Source organism: Rathayibacter sp. PhB127 (assembly GCF_003751665.1).
Lineage (GTDB): Bacteria > Actinomycetota > Actinomycetes > Actinomycetales > Microbacteriaceae > Rathayibacter > Rathayibacter festucae.
This window is the reverse complement of sequence record NZ_RKHW01000005.1, coordinates 135,629-155,668: the sequence shown is the minus strand read 5'-3', so window position 1 is coordinate 155,668 and position 20,040 is coordinate 135,629. Positions and strand designations below refer to the sequence as shown.

Genomic DNA, 20,040 nt, shown 5'->3' with positions numbered 1-20,040 from the left:
CGGGTCAGCGCAGGCGGAGGACGCGGGCGGAGGGGGCGACCGGAGCCTCGATCACGAGGACGGCGGCCTCCTGGTCCCAGGTCCAGGACCACCCGGCCGGGTCGGCGGGGAAGAACGGCTCGACGCTCAGCGAGCGCCCCCGCCAGCTCGGAAGCGGCAGGGCGATCGTCGCGGCAGCACCGGGTCGCCGCCACACCGTGAGGTGCGCGTCCTCGTCGGTCGCGAGTCCGAGCGCGAGCCACTCGTCGTCCCAGCCGGGCAGCCCGAGCGGCCAGAACGGGTGCGACCGCTCGATCGAGCCGAGGACGGACTTCTGCGCCGCGACGGCCTCGCGGACCAGCTCGCGCTCGCCCTCGGTCATCCGGTTCAGGTAGCCGCTGAGGTACATCCGGCCCAGCACGCCGTTGGCGAGAGCGAAGATCATCAGCTCCCGGTCCGTTCCCGACAGCGGGTACGCCCAGTTGCCGGCCTGCTCCGGCAGGATCGAGGCCGGTGCCGCCGCGGCGATCGAGGCGTACATCACCGGGTCCTGCTGGTCCGAGGTGGACTGCAGGTGCAAGCGCGAGAGCATCGCGTAGTCCATCCGCATCGCGCCCGAGGCGCAGCTCTCGATCAGCAGGGACGGATGACGGGCCTGCACCGCGTCGATCCAGTCGAGGAGTGCCCGTGCGTGGGCGAGGAGCCCTGCTCCCGGGGCGGTGCCGTCGCTGTCCGTCCCCGGCCCGGGCATGGTGTTGCAGTCCATCTTGAGGAAGTCGACGCCGTACTCGGTGACGATCCTGTCCACGACCTCGTCGAGGTGCGCCCGTGCCGCCGCGCTCCGGAGGTCGAGCAGGTGCCGGCCGTGCTCGGCCACGCGCACGCCGTCCCGCGAGAAGAAGGCCTCGTCCGGGAGCGCCGTGGCGGATCCGCGGACCGCCAGCGGGCTGCGGACGCCGATCACCTCGGGCTCGAGCCAGAGGCCGGCGGTCATCCCCTGCTCCCGGATCCGCCCGATGACCTCGCCGAGACCACCGGGGAAGCGGCTCGCGGCGGGCTGCCACTCCCCCACCGTGTCCCACCAGGTGCCCTCCGCGTACCAGCCCGCGTCGATGCAGAAGGTGTCCGCCCCGGCCTCCGCGGCGGCGTCGATGAGCGGCAGCAGCTTCTCGGTCGTCGGGTCGCCCATGAGGGTGTTCATGTAGTCGTTGAACACCACGGGCAGCGCGCGGTCGGCAGCACGGTCCTCGCGGATCGCTCGGCGCTGATCCGTCAGCGCGCCGAGGACGGCGTCGACCCCGCCCGCGGCGAACGCGATCGAGGCGGGGACCGAGACGAAGGGCTCGCCCGCCACCAGGCGGTGGCTCCACTGGTGCTCCTGATCGGTGGGCCCGGAGAGCAGCAGGTACGCCCCGCGCCGGGTCTCGCCCAGCTCGAAGAGCCAGGGGCCGTTGTGCTCGACCTGCCAGGCCAGCGCCTGCGGTCCGCCGAGCAGCGCGGCGGTCGGCGCCTGCTCGCCGCTCGACCACGAGCCGCGGTTCTGCGTGACGTGCCGGCTGCGCGGCGGGTGGTGCTGCAGCTCCCGGTCGATCCGCGCGAGCCCGATCTCCCGCAGCGGTCGGACGCTCCACCGCCCCTCGGCCACCCAGTCGTTCTGCGCCGAGGCCAGCGACAGCTCGTCGACGGCGGCATCGGCCGCGAACGCGCCGGTGGCGAAGGTGGAGACGAAGTCGAGGACGAGGTCGTCGCCGTCGACCTCCGTCCAGGTGCGGACGGCGTCGATGCCCTTGGCGCGCTCGAACACGCTCGTCACCCGGATCCCGGTCTCGGGATCGGCCTGGAGAATCCGCAGCCGGGCGTCGTCCGCCTCGGTCGACACGGGGCGGAGGCGGGCGCCGATCACGGTGTCGACGTGCCGGAACCCGCCCGGGAAGCGCCCGTGCCCGAACGCGGACAGCTCGACCAGGGGCTGCTCGGTGCCGGGCTCGAGGAGCGAGCCGTCGCCGATGCCGATCAAAGCGACCGGCGCGTCGTCGCCGAGGGCGAGGACGAGCGGCCCCCAGCGCAGGAGGCCGCGCTCAGGCACGGGCGGGGGCGCGGTCGGCCGAGATCCAGGTCTGGGCGAAGTGGTCGTAGCAGACCGAGTTGTCCAGGGAGGCGCGGTCGGGAGCGGCCTCGCTCGAGACGACCTTGCCGATCTTCTCCGGGTCGGGAGCGGCCAGGGCCAGGAGCTTCGTGTAGTCGTGCTGCGGGTTCAGGATGACGTCGTCCGCCGGCCCGCGCTCGACCACGCGCCCCTTGTAGAGGACGAGGATCTCGTCGGAGAAGTGCCGGGCCGTGGCCAGATCGTGGGTGATGTAGAGGACGGCGAGCTCGTCCTCGCGCTGCAGGCGCCCCATCAGGTTGAGCACGCCGAGCCGGATCGAGACGTCGAGCATCGAGACCGGCTCGTCGGCGATCAGCACCTGCGCGCCGGGAGCCAGCGCCCTCGCGATGGCGACCCGCTGGCGCTGACCGCCGGAGAGCTCGTGCGGCCGCCGCGCCGCGATGTCCTCGGCGGGCGTGAGGTTGACCCGCCGGAGCATCTCGAGCGCCTTCTCGTGCACGCCCTCGGAGCCCTTCGCCCGCTGGTGGATCCGGATCGGGCGGGCGAGGTGGTGCTCGATCGAGTGGAAGGGGTTCAAGGACGCGAACGGATCCTGGAACACCATCTGCACGTGACGGCGGTAGAGCGAGCCGTGCACCGGGGTGCCGTCGTCGAGCCGGACCTCGATGGACCCCGAGCTGGGCTTCTCGAGCTTGGCGAGCATCCGGGCGATGGTGGACTTGCCCGACCCCGACTCGCCGACGAGGGCGACGGTGCGGCCGGGGGTCAGATCGAAGGAGACGCGGTCGACCGCCCGGAAGGCGGTGCGCCGCAGTCCTTTCCTGATGCCGAAGTCCTTGGTGAGGTCCTTCACCTCGATGCTGGTCACGATGCGTCTCCTCGATCGGATGCGGGCGGTGCGGTGACGATCGACCGCGTGTCGGTCTCGGCGTCGGTCCCCTCCTCGACACCGGTGCGGATGAAGGAGCCGCGGGATCCGCTGAGGCTCGGGAAGGAGCTCAGGAGCTTCCGCGTGTAGGGGTGCTCGGCGCGGCGGTAGATCTGCTCGGCCGAGCCGAGCTCGACGATCTCGCCGCGGAGCATCACGGCGATCCGGTCGCTGATCTCGAGCAGGAGCGGGAGGTCGTGCGTGATGAAGACGACCGCGAAGTTCAGCTCGTCGCGCAGGCGGACGATCTCGCGGAGGATGTCCCGCTGCACCACGACGTCCAGCGCCGTGGTCGGCTCGTCCATGATCATCACCTGGGGCTCGAGCAGCATCGCCATCGCGATCATCACCCGCTGCCGCATCCCGCCGGAGAGCTCGTGCGGGTAGGAGCTCAGCCGTGCCCGGTCGACGCCGACCCGCTCGAGGACGTCGCCCGCGCGCTCGGTCCGCTGCTTCTTCGTCAGCTCGGGACTGTGGGTCTGCAGGACGTCGCTCAGCTGCGCGCGGATGCTCGTGACCGGATTGAGCGCGTTCATCGCACCCTGGAACACCATCGACAGCTTCGACCACCGGAAGGCCCGGAGCTGCTCGTCCTCGAGCGAGAGCAGATCGACGTCGGATCCGTCGCGGTCGTGGAAGGTGATCGAGCCGCTCGCGATGCGGGCCGGCGGCTTGTGCAGCCGGTTGATCGCGTAGGCCAGCGTCGTCTTGCCGCAGCCCGACTCCCCCGCCAGGCCGAGGATCTCGCCCGGGGCGAGCGTGAGGCTGGCGTTCTTGACCGCCGTGACGGGGTTCTCGACCTCGTAGACGACGCTGAGGTCGTCGATGGTGAGGACGGCCGGGCGAGTGCTGCGTCCCGGCGCCGTCCGCGGCGGGCGGGTGGTGGTGCTCATGCTGCGGCCTTTCCGAGCGCCCGCGCCTCGTTCCTCTTCGCCAGCTTGGCGCGCTTGCGGTGCAGGCGGACGTTCTTGAGCTTGGGGTTGATGATCTCGTCGATGGAGAAGTTGATGAGCGAGAGGCCCATGCCGAAGAGGGCGATGATCAGTCCGGGAGGGCCGAACCACCACCACGCGCCGAGCGGGAGGGCGAAGCCGTTCTGCGCGTAGAAGAGCATCGTGCCCAGCGTCGACGAGTTGGACGCGCCCAGGCCGAGGAAGGACAGGCCGGCCTCGCCCAGCACGGCCGAGATCACGGCGAAGACGAACTGCGAGGCGAGCACCGGCAGCAGGTTCGGCAGGATCTCGACGGCGATGACCCGCCAGGCCTTCTCGCCGGCGACCCGCGAGGCGGCGACGTAGTCCCGGTTGCGAATCGACAGGGTCTGCGCCCGCAGCACCCGCGCCGACGCCGCCCAGCCGGTGATCGCCAGCACGACCGCGATGGTCCACAGGCCGCGCTGCTCCTGGGGCACGAAGCCGGAGATGACGATGACGAGCGGCAGGCCGGGGATGACCAGGAAGACGTTCGAGAAGAGCGAGAACGCCTCGTCCGTGAAGCCGCCGACGTAGGCGCCGAAGATCCCGAAGAAGGCGGACAGGACGGTGGCGAGCACGCCGACCAGCAGGCCGATCTGGAGGGAGCCGCGGGTCGCGTAGGCGAGCTGCGCGAAGACGTCCTGCCCGGTCTGCGTCGTGCCCAGGAGGTGCTCGGCGCTCGGCGCGGACATGCCGATGTCGCGGATGACGGTCGGGTCGGAGACGAAGAACGGACCGACGATGCCGAACAGGGAGATGCCGCCGACCAGGACGAGGCCGAAGAACAGCCACGGGGTCATCGTGGGCAGCATCATCCGCCAGGCGGAGCGCGGTCGGCGGCCGCGCTCCGCGTTCGCGGTCGCGAGTCCTCGGGTGGCGTCGGCCACCGAGGGCCCGGTGCGGGGCGCGAGGTTGGTCATCGGATGCTCCTCGAGTGGGACAAGCGGGAGAACGGCCGGCGCATCAGGCGTGCGCCCGGGTGCGGGGGTCGATGAGGCCGTAGAGAAGGTCCACGACCAGGTTCGCGCCGAGGACGGCGAGCGTGATGTAGAGGAAGATCCCCTGCATCAGGGCGTAGTCGTTGTTGGTCACGGCCGAGAGCAGCTTCGAGCCGATCCCGGGGTACGAGAAGACCTGCTCCGTCACGATCGAGCCCGAGACGACGAAGCCGAGGGCGATGGCGAAGCCCGCCACCGACGGCAGCACGGCGTTGCGGGCCGCGTAGTTGCGCAGGATCCGCCCCTGGCTGAGGCCCTTGGCCTGAGCGGTGAGCACGTAGTCCTCGGAGAGCGTCGAGACCATCATGTTGCGCATCCCGAGCAGCCAGCCGCCGAGGGAGGCGACCACGATGGTCGCGGCCGGCAGGAAGCCGTACTGGATCGCGGAGGAGAGGAACTCCCAGCTCCACCCGGGATCGAGGACCACGTCGTAGCCGCCCTGCGAGGGGAAGAGCTTCAGGGTCGTCGCGAAGACGTAGACCAGGATCAGCGCGAGCCAGAAGTAGGGCAGCGCCGCCAGCAGGGTGGTGGCCGGGACGAGCGAGTCGAGCCAGGTCCCCGGCTTCCAGCCGACCACGGCGCCGAGGACGACGCCGATGATCGTCGCGAGGATCGTGGCGATCCCGACGAGGGCGATGGTCCACGGCAGCGACGAGCTGATCACGTCTGAGACCTGGGCCGGGAAGTAGCTGACCGAGACCCCCAGGTCGCCGCGGAAGACGTTGACCAGGTAGTCCCAGTACTGGGCGATCAGCGGCTCCGAGGAGTCGCCGCCGAGGAGGAGGGCGTACGCCTTGCGCGTCTCCGGGGTGACCTGGCCGCCCCGCTGCTGCAGCTTCGCCAGCAGGATGTCCACGGGATTGCCCGGCAGCAACCGCGGGATCAGGAAGTTGAGGGTCAGCGCCGCCCACAGAGCGACCAGGTAGAACCCCAGCTTGCGCACGAAGTAGTTCACGGCGTGCCCTCCTCCTCGACTCTCATCTGCGTCCTACTTCCCCGTCGGCGTCAGCGACTTGAAGATCTGCGCGTTGTCCGGCGACGCCCAGACGGCCGGGAAGGCGTACAGGTCGTCGGTCGTGGGCCAGCCGGTGAACTTCTCCGAGTGGAACTCGCTCGTCGTGCCGCCGGTCATGATCGGGATGTAGGGCATGTCCGCGACGATCTTCTGCTGGATCACGGCGAACTGCGTCTGGCGGGCCGCGGTGTCGGACGGGTCGGTCGCCTTCAGCGCCGCGATCGCGGCGTCGACCTCGGGGTCGCTGAAGCGGGCGAGGTTGGTGACGGCCGTCTCTCCGACCGGCGCGGTGTAGGCGCTGTTGAAGAACTGGTTGTAGAGGTAGTACGGATCGGACGTCGCGCCCTGGCCGAGCGAGTCGATGGCGAGCTCGAAGCTCCCCTTGCCCTTCTTGTCCGTCCACTCGTTCCAGGAGGACTGCGAGGGGACGAGCTCGATGCCCGCGGCCTTGAGCTGCTGGCCCATCGTGTCGATCGCCGTGATGTAGTCGGTCCAGCCGGTGACGACCTCGACGGTCAGCGAGAGCTTCTCGCCGTCCTTCGCGTAGATGCCGTCGGCACCCTTCGCGTAGCCGGCCCCCTCCAGGAGGGCCGCGGACTTCGCCGCGTCGGGGGCGCCGGGAGCGATCGGCTCGGCGATGCTCGGGTCGATCAGGTCGCTCTGCGAGGAGGTCAGCGCGAAGGTCGGCGAGACCTCGCTCGCCGTGCCCTCGAAGGCGAGGGAGTTCAGCTGGTCGCGGTTGACGGCGTAGTAGACCGCCTGGCGCACGGCCGGATCGGTCTGCGGGCCCGTGCAGCCGAGCTCGGTGCTCGAGCAGGTGATCAGGGCCATCTGGTTCTGCGGCACGGTGATCGCGTCGTAGCCCGGGTAGTTCTTCGAGACGTTCTGGATGTCGGGGACCGGGCCGGTCTGCCAGTCGACGGTCCCCGCCGCGAGGGCGTCCACGCCGGCCGTGTTCCCCGAGAGGGACAGGTAGCGGACCGCCTTCACCTCGGGCTCGCCGCCCCAGTACTCGGGGTTCGCGTCGAGGGTGAAGGCCTGGGGCTTGAAGTTGCCCAGCGTGTAGGGACCGGTGCCGATCGGCTTCTCGATCACCGAGGTGGTCGGATCGAGGTCCGCCCAGATGTGCTCCGGCACGATCGGCGTGCGCCCGAGCAGCTGCGGGCCCGACACGAAGGCGGGCTCGGTCCAGGTGAAGACGATGTGCGAGTCGTCCGTCGCCTCGACCGTGCCGTTGAAGCCGCTGGTGTTGATCGACGGGGTCTTCAGCAGCATGTCGAAGGTGAAGGTCACGTCCTGAGCGGTGAACGGCTCGCCGTCCGCCCAGGTGACTCCCTCGCGCAGGGTGACGTCGAGCTGGGTCCCGTCCGCGTTCCAGGTGTAGTCGGTGCCCAGCAGCGGCACGTACGGGTCGGTGTTGACGTTCGTGACGAAGAAGAGCGACTCGAAGATCGTGCCGATGCCGCCGATCTGGGAGGGCGAGTACGGATTGAAGTTGATCTGGTAGTCGCCGGACTGCCCCGTGTAGGCGACGAGGGTGTCGGCCGGGGCCGCGCCTGCGCCGGAGGAGCCTCCGCCGGGAGCGCAGCCGGAGAGGAGCAGTGTCGCCGCGGCGGCGGCCGCCGCGGCACCGAGTGCCCAGGTGCGGCGTGCGGGCCGTCGGCCCGAGGTGCGGAGGAACATCGTTGATCCTTTCCCTGGCTCGACAGCGGGGGCAGTCGACGCCGACTTCATCTGGTGCGGTGCAGCCGGGCGGAGCGCCGGGCCTCTTGCAGCCATTGTTACTTAGGTAAATTATGTAGTCAAGCAACTCCGCTCCTCCTCGTCTCGAAAGGCCTCCCGTGACCGATCTCCTCGATGCTCCGCCCCTGGGCGGCGCCGACCCCGCGCGGGAGCAGCGCTCCTCCCACGTCCACCTGCGCCGCGAGGGCGTCAGCGTCCTCCTCGAGAACGACCCGGCCGGCCTTCCCGCCGTCCTGCACTGGGGCGGCGATCTCGGTGAGCTCTCCGACGCCGCACTCCTCGAGATCGGGGCGATGACGCGGCGGCAGACTCCCCCGCAGACCCTGGACACGGTCTGGCAGGCGTCCCTCCTCCCCGTCGAGGGCGACGTCTGGGCCGGTCGGCCCGGACTGCAGCTGAGCCGCGGCGGACTCCCGCTCCGCGCCCGGTGGGGCGGCGCCGACGTCCGCCCGGACGAGGACGGCACGGCGGTGACCGTGGTCGCCGAGGACGTCGCGAACGGGGTGCGGCTCAGCACCAGGATCGCGATCGACGCCGGCGGAGTCGTGACCGTCGTGCACTCCGTCGCCTGCGCCGAGGGGGCCGACCCCGTCGTCGTCGACTGGGTCGAGGCGACGCTGCCCGCCCCGAAGGCGGTCGATCACCTCACGACCTTCTCAGGCCGGTGGACGCGCGAGAAGGCCCCGCAGACCGCCCTGATCCCGAGAGGGTCGACGCTGCGGCAGACGCGTCGCGGCCGCGGCGGCCACGACGCCCCGATGCTCCACCTCGTCTCGATCGACCCGCCCCGCGACCGCGACGGCTCCCTCTGGGCGGTGCACCTCGGCTGGAGCGCGGACTGCAGCTACCGCAACGACCGCCTCCCGGACTCGTCGAACGTGATCGGAGCGGGAGAGCTCCTGCGCGCCGGCGAGATCCACCTCGAGGGCGGCGAGAGCTACACGACCCCGACGGCCTACTTCGCCTGGTCGGACGCGGGGCTGGACGGGCTCGCGGCTCGGTTCCACCGCTCGCAGCGGGCGCGGCCCCAGCATCCGCGCACGCCGCGCCCGCTGGTGCTGAACACCTGGGAGGCCGTCTACTTCGACCACGACCCGGCGTTCCTGCACACCCTCGCGGATCTCGCCGCCGAGGTGGGCGTCGAGAGGTTCGTCCTCGACGACGGCTGGTTCCTCGGCCGGCGCGACGACCGCCGGGGGCTCGGCGACTGGCACGTCGACCGCACCGTCTGGCCGGACGGCCTCGAGCCCCTCGCCCGCCACGTGCACTCCCTCGGCATGGAGTTCGGCCTCTGGTTCGAGCCGGAGATGGTCAATCTCGACACCGATCTCGCCCGCGCCCACCCCGACTGGCTCCTGCACGACCCCGCCCACGTGCCCACTCCGCAGCACCTCTCGCTGCGCAGCCAGTACGTGCTCGACCTCGCGAACCTCGAGGCGTACGCCCACCTCCTCGAGCGGATCGACGCGCTGGTCGGCGAGATCGGCGTCGACTTCATCAAGTGGGACCACAACCGCGACCTCGTCGAGTCGACGCACCACGGTCGTCCCGGCACCCACCTGCAGACGGAGGCGCTGTACCGGCTGATGGGCGAGCTGAAGTCCCGGAACCCCGGCCTCGAGATCGAGTCCTGCTCCAGCGGCGGAGCGCGCAGCGACCTCGGAGTGCTCGCCGTCGCCGACCGCGTCTGGGCGAGCGACTCCAACGATCCCCTCGAGCGGCAGGACATCCAGCGCTGGACGCAGCTGCTCCTGGCTCCCGAGCTGGTCGGCGGCCACGTCGGCCCGACCACCGCGCACTCCTCCGGCCGGACCACCGCCCTCTCCTATCGACTGGCGACCAGCCTGATGGGGTCAGCCGGCTTCGAGTGGAACATCCTCGAGTGCACCGAGGAGGAGCGCGCGACGATCACCCGGTGGGCCGCGCTCTACAAGGAGCTGCGCTGGGTGATCCACACGGGCAGCGCGGTGCACGCGGACCCGCGGGATCCCGCCCTCCGCGTCGTCGGCGCCGTGGCGCCGGGCCTCGGCGAGGGCGTCTGGACGATCGCCACGGTCGCGACGATGGAGGACTCGCTGCCCGAGCGGATCCGCCTGCTCGGGCTCGACCTGGACGCGGACTACCGCGTGCGCGTCCGGGACGAGATCGGGACGAGCCTGCACGGCTTCGCCACCCCGGAGTGGCTGAGCGCCGGCGGCTTCACCGCGTCCGGCCGCGTCCTCGCGACGCTCGGGGTGCAGATCCCCCCGCTGTGGCCGGCGCAGGCCCTCGTCCTGCACGCCGTGCGCCTCGGCGGCTGAGCGCAGGGCGACGCCCGGGTGCCGAGCCGAGCGAGCAGCGCGGCACCCGGGCGTCGCCGGTCGACCGATCAGGCGCGCGCGGCGGTCAGCAGTCCGTTCGCGTGCCGGACGGCCGCGGTGAACGACGCGGGGTCGGCTCCGGCCGCGCCTGTCACGTGGAAGACCGCCGCCTCGCCCGCGAGAAGTGTCACCAGCGCCGTGTCCACCGTGGCCCGAGGGTCGACCAGGTCCACCAGCAGGGCGACGTCGCGCGCGAAAGCGTGCGCCGTGACGGTCACCTCGAATCCGCCGTCGACGGCCTCGGCCGAGACGGACACCGGGTCGGGATCGAGGTGCTGGTCGACGACCTCCGCAGGGTTCCAGAGCGCGCGGGCCGCTCCGGGGACGTCCACCACGACGATCTCGTCCGCCGGATCGCCGACGGCCGCGACGTCCTCGGGGAGCGTCAGCGTCTCGGCCCCGCGTGCACCCACGGCGGCGACGAGCTCGCCGGTCGCGAGCACCGTGCCGTCCAGGCGCCGGCGCGAGACGGCGACCGTGCCGGTCCACTCGTCCGCGGTGTCGTTGAGGAGCACGACCGCGAGCCCGCCCTCGCGCGGCTGGACGGTCGCGAGGCGGGGGGCGTAGGCGTCCCGCAGCGCGTACCAGAGCGGTTTGCGGTGCTCGTCGAAGTCGACCGCGGCCCAGGAGACGACGGGCCAGTTGTCGTTCAGCTGCCAGACGATCGTCCCGGTGTTCAGCGGGGCGAGGGAGCGGAAGTGCTCGATGCCGAAGCGCAGCGCGGCGGCCTGGTTCAGCTGGGTGGCCCAGTGCCAGTCCTCGATGCTCGTCGGCGCGGGGAGGTGGCCCTGCAGCCCGCGCTCGAGCTTGAGGTTGCCCTCGTGCGCCTTCTGGTGCACGAGCATCTGCTCGCCGTAGGGGTCCAGCGGCTCGTCGTGGACGACGGCGGTGAGGGTGGACCAGGCGGGCGGGCCCTGGAAGCCGAACTCCGAGACGAAGCGCGGCGCGTAGTCCCGGTAGACGGTGTAGTCGTGGGTGTTCCAGACGTCCCAGATGTGCATCGTGCCGTTGCGCGGGTCGTTCGGGTGCGCGTACTCCAGGAAGGAGAAGGGGCTGCCGGGCGAGTACGGGCGGGTCGGGTCGAGCTCGGCGACGAGCCGCGGGAGCAGCTCGCGGTAGTAGCCGTCGCCCCAGCTCGCGCCGGCGAGACGGTGGCGCCACTGCCACTCGACGTAGCCCCAGAGGTTCTCGTTGTTGCCGTTCCAGAGCACGAGCGAGGGGTGGACGCTGAGGCGGGTGATCGCCCCGCGCGCCTCCTGCTCGACCTCCTCGGCCAGCCACTCCTCCTCCGCGTAGGCGGCGCAGGCGAAGAGGAAGTCCTGCCAGACCAGCACGCCCGCCTCGTCGCAGGCGTCGTAGAAGTCGTCCGACTCGTAGATCCCGCCGCCCCAGACCCGGAGGAGGTTCATGTTCGCGTCCACGGCGTCCTGGACGCGGCGACGGTAGCGCGCCGCGTCGATCTCGGTCACGAAGGCGTGATCCGGGATCCAGTTCGCGCCGCGGATCTGGACCGGCTCGTCGTTCACGACGATGACGAAGGGGGTCCCCTCCTCGTCCGGAGTCGTGTCGACCCGCACCGTGCGGAAGCCGACCCGGCCGGACCACTCCGCGGCCGTGCCGTCGACGGTCACGGCGACGGGGTGGAGCGGCTGCGCGCCGTGTCCTCGCGGCCACCACAGTTCGGCATCGGGCACCACCGCCCGCACGGTCGCCTGCGTCGCGCCCGCGGGGACCTCGACCGCTACCTCGGCGCCGTCGATCTCCAGGCGCAGCACGACCGGTGCGACCTCGTCGCCCGCCCACTCGAGCGCGACGTGGGCGTCGAGCACTCCGTCGGTCCCCTCGACGCCCACGAGCGGGCGCACCGAGGCGATCCGCACGCCCGACCAGCTGTCGAGGCCGATCGGCTTCCAGATGCCGCTGGTCGCGACGTCGATGCCCCAGTCCCAGCCGAAGTTGCTCGCCGACTTGCGCAGGGCGTTGTACGGGTGGTGGTTCACGTGCGGCCGCTCGCCGTGCTCGGCGGAGCGGGCCTCCGCCTCCTCGACCGGCGCCGCGAAGGTGATCACGAGGACGTTCTCCCCCTCGACCAGGAGGCCGTCGACGGGGAGCCGGTAGCCGCGGTGCTGGTTCTGGGTCCGCGCGACGACCGTGCCGTTGAGCTCGATCGTGGCGACGGTGTCGAGCCCGTCGGCGACGAGGTCGTGCCGGTCGGCGCCGTCCTCGCTCCACTCGAAGCTCGTCCGGTAGCGCCAGATCGTGCTGCCGATCCACTGCTGAGCGCTCTCGTTGTCGCCGTCGAACGGCTCGGCGATCAGTCCGGCCGCGAGGAGGTCGGTGTGCGCGCAGCCGGGAACGGCCGCCGGAATCGCGCGGTCCGCGATCCCCGGCGGGACCGGACCGGCCAGTGCCTCGAGAGTCCAGCCGGTGTGCAGGGGGAGGAGGGCCATGAGCATCCTTGCGTCGGGGCGGATCGGCGGGTTCCACCGATATTGTTGTTTTAGGTTACTAAGTACAGGATCGGCCCGACAAGCGGCCGCCGAGCGAGAGAGGAGCAGCGGATGACGGCGCCCCCTCGCTCTGCTCCGCTCGCCTCGGATACACTCCGAACTCCGCGAGCGAGACGAGGCCAGGTGTCGGAGCAACCCCTCGACGGTCCGGTCTCCCGTCGATGGCCCTACCTGGCGGACGCCGAGCGGGCGGCACTGCGCGAGCTCCTGATCCACGGCCCGCTCTCCCGCGCCGAGATCGCCCGCCGCATCGACGTGTCCCGGGCCAGTCTCACTCGCGCGACCCGCGTGCTGATCGAGAACGCGCTGGTGGTGGAGGGGGAGATCGCCCTGCGGTCCGGGATGGGCCGCCCCAGCGAGCTGCTCGTCGTGCGCGAGGACGCTCACCACTTCCTCGGGGTGAAGCTCACGGGGGACGCCGTGTTCGTCGTGGTGACCACGCTGCGAGCGCAGGTGGTGGCGGCGGTGGAGGAGCCGCTGGACTCGACCGACGTCGCCGCGACGGTCGAGCAGATCGGGCGGATCCACGACCGGCTGAGCGCCGACTTCGACGACATCCACGCGGCGGGAGTCTGCCTCGCGGGCGACATGGCCGAGGTCGACGGACACCAGATCGTCACGTTCTCCTACTTCCTGCAGTGGCAGGACGTCCCGCTCGCCGATCTGCTGAGGGCCCGCCTGGGCGTCCCGGTCACCACGGACAACGACGTCCGCGCCCTGACCGCCGTCGAGCACTGGTTCGGTGCCGGTGCGGGCACCGAGGCGCTCGCCCTCCTCACCGTCGGAGCCGGGATCGGTGTCGGTCTCGTGATCGACGACCGGATCGTCACCGGCCGGAACGGCCGAGCGGGCGCCCTCGACCATCTCCTCATCGACCTCGACGGTCCCGACTGCGGCCGCGGCCACCGGGGCTGCGCGAGCGTGTTCCTCCCCGCGGAGTCGATCCTCTCCGCGATCGGCGTCGCCGACCTGGACTACCCGGGGGCGGTGGAGCTGGCGCGCTCCGGGCACCCCGCCGCCGTCCGCGCCTTCGACGAGGCCGGCCACACGCTCGGCGTGCTCATCGCGACCCTCCTGAACGCCTACGACCCCGAGAAGGTGATCCTGACCGGCGAGGGCCTGGCCGTGATGGAGCTGGCCGGCGACCGCGTCCGCGCGGCGATCGCGCGCGATCGCGTCCCGACCGAGCGCCCGGTCCCCCTCGACGTGCAGCCGTTCGAGTTCACCGAGTGGGCGCGGGCCGGGGCCGTCCTCGCCCTGCGCACGGCCCTGCAGTTCTGAGCCCGGGCGGCGGCCGGCCGCGCGCCGCCCGGAGCGGTCAGCCCTCACGCACGACGGAGAGGACGACGGTCTCATCGGGCAGGATCGCGGGCGTCTGCAGTCCGGCCGCGGCGAGCGCCCGCCCGGAGAGGACCGTCCCCGGGAATCCGGCACCGTCGCCCCCGAGGTCCTCGCCGAACCAGACCGGGGCCTGCACGCTCTCCGGCAGCCCGCCGACGAAGACCGGGCGCACCCGGTAGCGGGAGTCCGCGTCCAGCGCGGGCAGCACGAACCGCCCCCGCGGCGAGACCGCCGAGCGGCCGATCGAGGCGAGGAAGAAGAGCGCCTCGCTCCGGTCCTCCGCGACGGCGCCGTAGACGAGCAGGGTGTCGTCGGCCTCGTCGACGCGGATCACGTCGCCCGAGTGCAGCAGCCGCCGGTGCTCCCGGTAGAGCGCGATCCAGCCCTGCAGCTCCTCGCTCTCCGCCTCCGTCGCGGTGGCCAGATCCCACTCGATGCCGAGGTGGCCGAACAGGGCGGTCCCGGCTCGGAAGGAGAGGCGGTGCGAGCGCCCGGTCGTGTGCGAGACGCCGGAGGCGATGTGGGAGCCGAGGAGCTCGGGCGGCAGCAGCTGCATCGTCCACCGGTTCATCTGCTGCCGCTCGAGGGGATCGATGCAGTCCGACACCCAGACGCGGTCGGTCCGCTCGAGGATGCCGAGATCGACGCGCGCGCCGCCGGAGGAGCACGACTCGATCTCGAGTCCGGGGAAGCGCCGCCGGAGCTCGTCCAGCAGGCGGTAGGTCGAGAGCGTCTGCACGTGCACGCCGGCGACACCGGACGGCGACGTGCCCGCGTCGACGAGGTCGCGGTTGTGGTCCCACTTGACGTAGGCGATGTCGTACTCGGTCAGGATCGCCGAGATCCGCGCCAGCACGTGCTCATAGGCCTCCGGGACGCCGAGGTTCAGCACGTGCTGGTGGCGGGACGGCACGGGCAGCCGCCCGCCGGTCGCCATGATCCACTCGGGGTGGGCAGCGGCCAGGTCCGACTCGAGGTTGATCATCTCGGGCTCGAACCAGAGGCCGAACTCCATCCCCAGGCCTCGGACGTGATCGACGAGCGGACCGAGGCCGTCCGGCCAGACGTCCTGGTCGACGGACCAGTCGCCGAGTCCGGCGGTGTCGTCGCGCCTCCCCCGGAACCAGCCGTCGTCGAGGACGTAGCGCTCGACGCCGAGCCGGCCCGCGCGGTCCGCGAGGTCCCGGAGCCGGTCGAGGTCGTGATCGAAGTAGACCGCCTCCCAGACGTTGAGCGTCACCGGCCGGGGGCTGCGCGGATGCGAGGGACGGGAGCGCAGGAAGCGGTGGAAGCGGTGCGCCTGGTCGTCCAAGCCGGTGCCGTAAGCCCCGTACACCCAGGGCCCCTCGTACGCGGCGCCCTGGGCGAGCCGCACCTCCCCGGGCAGCAGCAGCTCGCCGCCGCCGAGCACCTGGAAGCCGTTCGAGAGCCGCTCCGCGTAGTGGCGGTGATTGCCACTGAAGCCCACGTGGATCCCCCAGACCTCCCCCGCTGCGAAGCCGAACCCGGGCACGCCCACGCTCAGCACCGTCGCGGCGTCGGCCCCGGTGCGCCCCCTGCGCCCCTCGCGCTCGTGCAGGCCCACCACGAGCTCGCGCCGCTGCGGGACCCGCTCCTTGCCCCAGCGCCCCGCGAAGTCGAGGATCTCCCGGCCTCGCGCGGGGATCGGCAGAGCGAGGGTCAGCGCGTCGAGGGTGTAGGTCCCGGTGCCGAGGTTGGTCAGGGCCGCCCGGGCGCGCAGGAGTCCGCTGCCCAGCAGCTCGATCCGGAGCTCGAGAGCGAGCTCGGCGGTCTCGTCGACGGCGTGGACGAGGACGGTCGCGGGTCCGGTGGAGACCAGCTCCAGCGCTCCCCCGCTCCCGAGCTCGGAGCCGTCGACGGAGAGGGCCGTCGTGCGGAACAGAGGGGACCAGTCGGTCCCCTCCCGGTGGCCCGACAGCCCGGGTCGTCCGACCCAGCCGGTGTGCTGCTCGGGCAGGAGGGAGAGCCGGATCGGCTCGTCCACGACGTTCGGCACCACGGGCTCGACGTCCGCCTCCGCGAGGGCGATCACGTCCTCCAGGGTGGCGGTGCCGAGATCGGCGCCCCAGTGCAGCACCGCGGGGAGCCGGCCCGAGGTGAGATCGAGCACGACGGAGACTCCCGACGCACGGAGGTGGACGAAGGCGTCGGGCGCCGGAGCGGCGACGCTCACGGGGTCTCCTGCACGACGCGGACCTCGCCCGCGGGGACGTCGAGAGAGCCGTCGACCGGCGAGCCGGTGACCAGCTCGAGGCCGTTCGCCGCGACCGTCACCGGCTGCGCCGTGTGGTTGGTGAGGAAGAGGAATCCGCCCGCATCGCCGACCCGGCGCACCGCCTCGATCCCGTCCGGCACGCCGAGCCCCGACAGGCCGGCGTCCGCGGTGATCCGGTCGACGATCGAGCCGACGCCCTCCCGCTCGAGCATCGCCGACACGTACCAGGCCGAGCCGGGCCCCGCCGTCGACCGCGTGACCGCTGGGTGTCCGGCGAGCGCACCGGTGGCGTAGCGGCTGACGACCTCCACCCGGTCGCTCTCGCGCATCAGCTCGATCCACTCGACGGCCGTCGACCCGTCGTCGAGGAGGACCCGCTCCCCCTCGAGGAGGGGGAAGTGCTCCTCGGACGACGTCCCGAGCAGCTCGCGGAACGCTCCGGGGAATCCGCCGGTGCGGATCCTGTCGTTCTCGTCCACCACTCCGGAGAGGTAGGTGACGACGATCGTTCCGCCCCGCTCGACGACCGCGGCGATCGCGGCCGCCGAGGCGTCGTCGACCAGCAGCAGCGTCGGGACGACGACGATGTCGTAGCCGCTCAGATCCGCCCAGGGTCCGACCACGTCGACGAGGACGTTCCTCCTCCAGAACGCGAGGTGCCACGCCCGCGCCTCGCGCCCGTAGGCGAGCCCGTGCCGCGGCTTCAGGCCGCGGGTGAGCGCCCACCCGGCCTCGTCGTCGAAGAGGATCGCCACGCGCGCCTCCTCCACCCGGCTGCCGGCGACGCCGGCGAGACGCTGGAGGATCCCGCCGAGCTCCTTGGTCTCCCGCCAGATCTTCGAGTCGGTGCCGGCGTGCGGCACCATTCCCGAGAAGTACTGCTCGGCGCCCGATCGCGACGAGCGCCACTGGAAGAACAGGGCGCCGTCGGAGCCTCGGGCGATGTGGCCGAGGCTGTTCCGGATCAGCTCGCGGGGAGCCTTCGCCCGGTTCACGGGGTGCCAGGTGCCCGCGCTCGTCGAGTGCTCCATCAGCAGCCAGGGCCGTCGCCCCGCGGTCATCCCGCGCATGCGATCGCCCGAGAAGGCGATGTCCTGCGCGGAGTCGGGGTCGGTCGGCAGGGTGTAGTGGTCGTTCGCGACGACGTCGACCTCGGCCGCCCAGCGCGGATAGTCGACGACGTCCTGGGACGGGCCGACCATGAAGTTCGTCGTCACGCTCGCGTCCGGGTCGACGGACAGGATGACGGCCTTCTCCGCGCGGTACTGGCCGAGGAGCTCGTCGGAGGAGAACCGGTCGAAGTCGAGCATCGCGGCGGGGTTCTGCGCCTCCCGGCCGCGAGGGGGCCGGACCTGCTCGAACGAGGCGTAGCGGTGCCCCCAGAAGCCCGTCCCCCAGGCACTGTTGAGGACTTCGACGTCGACGTACTTCGCACGGAGCCAGCCGCGGAAGGCGGCCGCCGACTCGTCGCAGTAGCAGCGGCCGTTCCCGCCCCCGAGCTCGTTGCTCACGTGCCACAGCACGACGGCGGGGTGGTGCGCGTACCGCGTCGCCAGCTCGGCCACGACGCGCAGCGACTTCTCGTGGAAGACGCGGGAGCTCGGGCACCAGCCCAGCCGGGCGCCGGGGAACTGCGGGACGAGGTCGGCGTTCACGGGCAGGATCTCGGGATGGGCCTCGTGCAGCCAGGCCGGCGGCGCGGCCGTCGGCGTGGCCAGGTCGACCGCGATGCCGTGCCGCCAGAGCAGCTCGATCACCTCGTCGGTGGCCGACCAGTCGTAGTGGCCCTCCTCCGCCTCGACCGTGCCCCAGCTGAAGACGCCCAGGGTGACGATGTTCACCCCCGCCTCGACCATGAGGCGGACGTCCTCCTGCCAGATCTCGCGGGGCCACTGCTCCGGGTTGTAGTCGCCGCCGAAGCTCAGACCGGCGGTCGGCCAGCGGCGAGGGGTGGTGGGTGCGGTGGTGGTCATCCCTTGATGCCTCCAGAGATGAGGTCGAGCTTCCAGTACCTCTGCAGGAAGAGGACGAGCGCGACGAGCGGAATGATCGAGACGGCCGCACCGGTGATGGCGAGGCTGTAGAGCGCCGGAGAGCTCGAGCCTTTCGACAGCAGGGTGAAGAGTCCGACGGTGAGCGGGTAGTTGTTCTGGTCGGAGAGCATGACGAACGGGAGCAGGAAGTTGTTCCAGATCCCGACGAACTGGAGCAGGAAGACCGTCACCATCCCGGGGACGAGCAGCGGCACGGCGATGGACTGGAAGGTCCGCCACTCCGAGGCGCCGTCGATGCGGGCCGCCTCCAGCGTCTCCTGCGGCATCGCCGAGGCGCAGTAGACCCGGGAGAGGTAGATCCCGAACGGGCTGATGATCGACGGCAGCAGCACCGACAGCGGATTCCCCGCGAGTCCCACCTCCGACATGAGGAGGTACTGCGGGATGGCGAGCGTGATCCCGGGGATGAGGACGCCCGCGAGGATCGTGTAGAAGATCAGGTCGCGCCCGACGAACTCGTACTTCGCGAGCGCGTAGCCGGCCATCGTCGAGACGACCGTCGAGACCAGCGCGCCGACTCCCGCGTAGAGGACGGAGTTGGCCGCCCACAGACCGAACTGCCCGTCGCCGTAGGCGAAGAGGTCGCCGAGGTTCTGCAGCAGACCGCTGCCGGGAGCGAAGGTGAAGGTCGTGAAGAGCTCGCTGTCGTCCTTGCTGGCCGCGACGAAGACCCAGGCGACGGGGATCAGGCAGTAGACCGCGCCCAGGATCAGCAGGAGGGTCGGGAGGTGCGCGCCTCGCGCGGGCCTCCTCGGCGCGGTCCTCGGCGGGCTCGACGGCGAGGTCCTCGGCCGTTCCTCGGTGCGGGTCATGACGGGGTTCCGAATCTGCGGCGGGACGACACCCAGAGCACGAGCGCCGAGACGATCAGGGTCCCCAGAGCGAGGACCGTCGACGCGGCGGCGGCGGCCGGGAGGTTGTCGGTGATGAAGGCGTCCCGGTAGATGGTCATCAGGGGTGCCCAGGTCTGGGTGATCCGGCTGGTCAGCGGCCGGAGGGTCGTCGGCTCGCCGTAGAGCTGCAGGACGCCGATCAGGGAGAAGACCCCCGTGAGGATCAGGGCGGGTCGCACCAGCGGCACCTTGATCCGCAGGGCGATCTGCCGCTCGTTCGCGCCGTCCAGCCGCGCGGACTCGTAGAGCTCGCTCGGGATCCCGCGCAGCGAGGTGTAGATGATGATCATGTTGAAGCCCACCCCGCCCCAGATCGCGATGTTCGCGAGGGAGCCGAAGAGGCCGGGGTTCTCGAGGAACGGGATCGAGCCGAGGCCGAGACCGCGGGTGATGTACGAGAACGGGCTCGTGCTGGGCAGGTACATGAAGCCCCACATCAGCGCGGCGACGATCCCCGGGACCGCGTACGGGATGAAGATCGCCGTGCGCGAGAACCGCTTCGCCCGCACCGCGGGGACGTCGAGCAGCAGGGCGAAGAGCAGCGCGAGTCCGAGCGTGAGCGGCACGGCGATCGCGCCGTAGATCAGCAGGCGGAGGAACCCGGCCGCCATCTCCGGATCCGCGAAGACCGTCGCGTAGTTCTCGACGCCGGCGAAGACGTCGACGCGCCGCCCGCCGATCCCGGAGCCCTGGAGGCGGTAGGCGCGGAAGCTGATCCAGATCGTGTAGCCGACGGGGACCAGCGTGAGGAAGACGTAGAGGAGGACCGCGGGAGCGCTGAAGAGGTACGGCGCGAGGCGGGGGCGAGTGCTGCGGGGGCGGGATCGCGCCCCGCGGGGTGCGGAGGCGGTCCGCACGGAAGTGGTCGTCATAGGAGCATTCCTGACATCGGGCGGGAGGGC

13 protein-coding genes are annotated in these 20,040 nt (G+C 71.5%); 2 read left to right on the top strand and 11 right to left on the bottom strand.

Annotated features, from left to right (window positions below):
• Positions 1-4: 4 nt before the first annotated feature.
• From EDF22_RS18885 to EDF22_RS18860, 6 genes are read right to left on the bottom strand one after another with little or no spacing between them, the layout of a single operon-like run.
• Positions 5-2,065: a glycoside hydrolase family 36 protein gene (locus EDF22_RS18885; protein WP_123706367.1), complete on the bottom strand. Its 2,061-nt coding sequence runs from the start codon at positions 2,063-2,065 to the stop codon at positions 5-7.
• The gene (locus EDF22_RS18880; protein WP_123706366.1) at positions 2,058-2,954 is read right to left on the bottom strand and encodes an ABC transporter ATP-binding protein; all 897 of its coding nucleotides are present in this window, start codon (positions 2,952-2,954) and stop codon (positions 2,058-2,060) included. Before EDF22_RS18880 ends, EDF22_RS18885 begins: the two co-directional genes overlap by 8 nt.
• The gene (locus EDF22_RS18875) at positions 2,951-3,907 is read right to left on the bottom strand and encodes an ABC transporter ATP-binding protein (RefSeq protein WP_123706365.1); all 957 of its coding nucleotides are present in this window, start codon (positions 3,905-3,907) and stop codon (positions 2,951-2,953) included. The genes EDF22_RS18880 and EDF22_RS18875 overlap by 4 nt, the downstream gene beginning before the upstream one ends.
• On the bottom strand, positions 3,904-4,908 hold the full coding sequence (locus EDF22_RS18870; protein WP_123706364.1) for an ABC transporter permease: 1,005 nt from the start codon (positions 4,906-4,908) through the stop codon (positions 3,904-3,906). The genes EDF22_RS18875 and EDF22_RS18870 overlap by 4 nt, the downstream gene beginning before the upstream one ends.
• Before the next feature lie 43 nt (positions 4,909-4,951).
• Positions 4,952-5,941, bottom strand: coding sequence for an ABC transporter permease (locus EDF22_RS18865; protein ID WP_123706363.1), 990 nt, complete (start codon positions 5,939-5,941; stop codon positions 4,952-4,954).
• 33 nt (positions 5,942-5,974) lie between these two features.
• Positions 5,975-7,684: an ABC transporter substrate-binding protein gene (locus tag EDF22_RS18860; RefSeq protein WP_123706362.1), complete on the bottom strand. Its 1,710-nt coding sequence runs from the start codon at positions 7,682-7,684 to the stop codon at positions 5,975-5,977.
• Between the two features lie 158 nt (positions 7,685-7,842).
• Here EDF22_RS18860 and EDF22_RS18855 point away from each other — a divergent pair, with 158 nt between their 5' ends.
• A complete protein-coding gene (locus tag EDF22_RS18855) occupies positions 7,843-10,044 on the top strand; it encodes an alpha-galactosidase (RefSeq protein ID WP_260303566.1) in 2,202 nt (733 codons plus the stop codon).
• Between the two features lie 68 nt (positions 10,045-10,112).
• Here the strand turns inward: EDF22_RS18855 and EDF22_RS18850 are convergent, their stop codons facing one another.
• Positions 10,113-12,554, bottom strand: a complete 2,442-nt coding sequence (locus tag EDF22_RS18850) for a glycosyl hydrolase 2 galactose-binding domain-containing protein (protein ID WP_123706361.1) — start codon at positions 12,552-12,554, stop codon at positions 10,113-10,115.
• Between the two features lie 183 nt (positions 12,555-12,737).
• On the opposite strand from EDF22_RS18850, the gene EDF22_RS18845 reads away from it, so the two are divergent.
• On the top strand, positions 12,738-13,895 hold the full coding sequence (locus tag EDF22_RS18845; protein ID WP_260303565.1) for an ROK family transcriptional regulator: 1,158 nt from the start codon (positions 12,738-12,740) through the stop codon (positions 13,893-13,895).
• A gap of 37 nt (positions 13,896-13,932) precedes the next feature.
• Here EDF22_RS18845 and EDF22_RS18840 read toward each other — a convergent pair whose 3' ends face one another.
• The 4 genes from EDF22_RS18840 to EDF22_RS18825 are packed head-to-tail and all read right to left on the bottom strand — an operon-like array spanning position 13,933 to position 20,010.
• A complete protein-coding gene (locus EDF22_RS18840; RefSeq protein WP_123706359.1) occupies positions 13,933-16,149 on the bottom strand; it encodes an alpha-galactosidase in 2,217 nt (738 codons plus the stop codon).
• A complete protein-coding gene (locus EDF22_RS18835) occupies positions 16,146-18,164 on the bottom strand; it encodes a beta-galactosidase (protein ID WP_123706358.1) in 2,019 nt (672 codons plus the stop codon). The genes EDF22_RS18840 and EDF22_RS18835 overlap by 4 nt, the downstream gene beginning before the upstream one ends.
• The gene (locus tag EDF22_RS18830) at positions 18,161-19,057 is read right to left on the bottom strand and encodes a carbohydrate ABC transporter permease (protein WP_123706357.1); all 897 of its coding nucleotides are present in this window, start codon (positions 19,055-19,057) and stop codon (positions 18,161-18,163) included. Before EDF22_RS18830 ends, EDF22_RS18835 begins: the two co-directional genes overlap by 4 nt.
• Positions 19,054-20,010 carry a carbohydrate ABC transporter permease gene (locus EDF22_RS18825; RefSeq protein WP_123706356.1) on the bottom strand — a complete coding sequence of 319 codons (957 nt, stop codon included), beginning with the start codon at positions 20,008-20,010 and terminating at the stop codon, positions 19,054-19,056. Before EDF22_RS18825 ends, EDF22_RS18830 begins: the two co-directional genes overlap by 4 nt.
• Positions 20,011-20,040 lie beyond the last annotated feature (30 nt).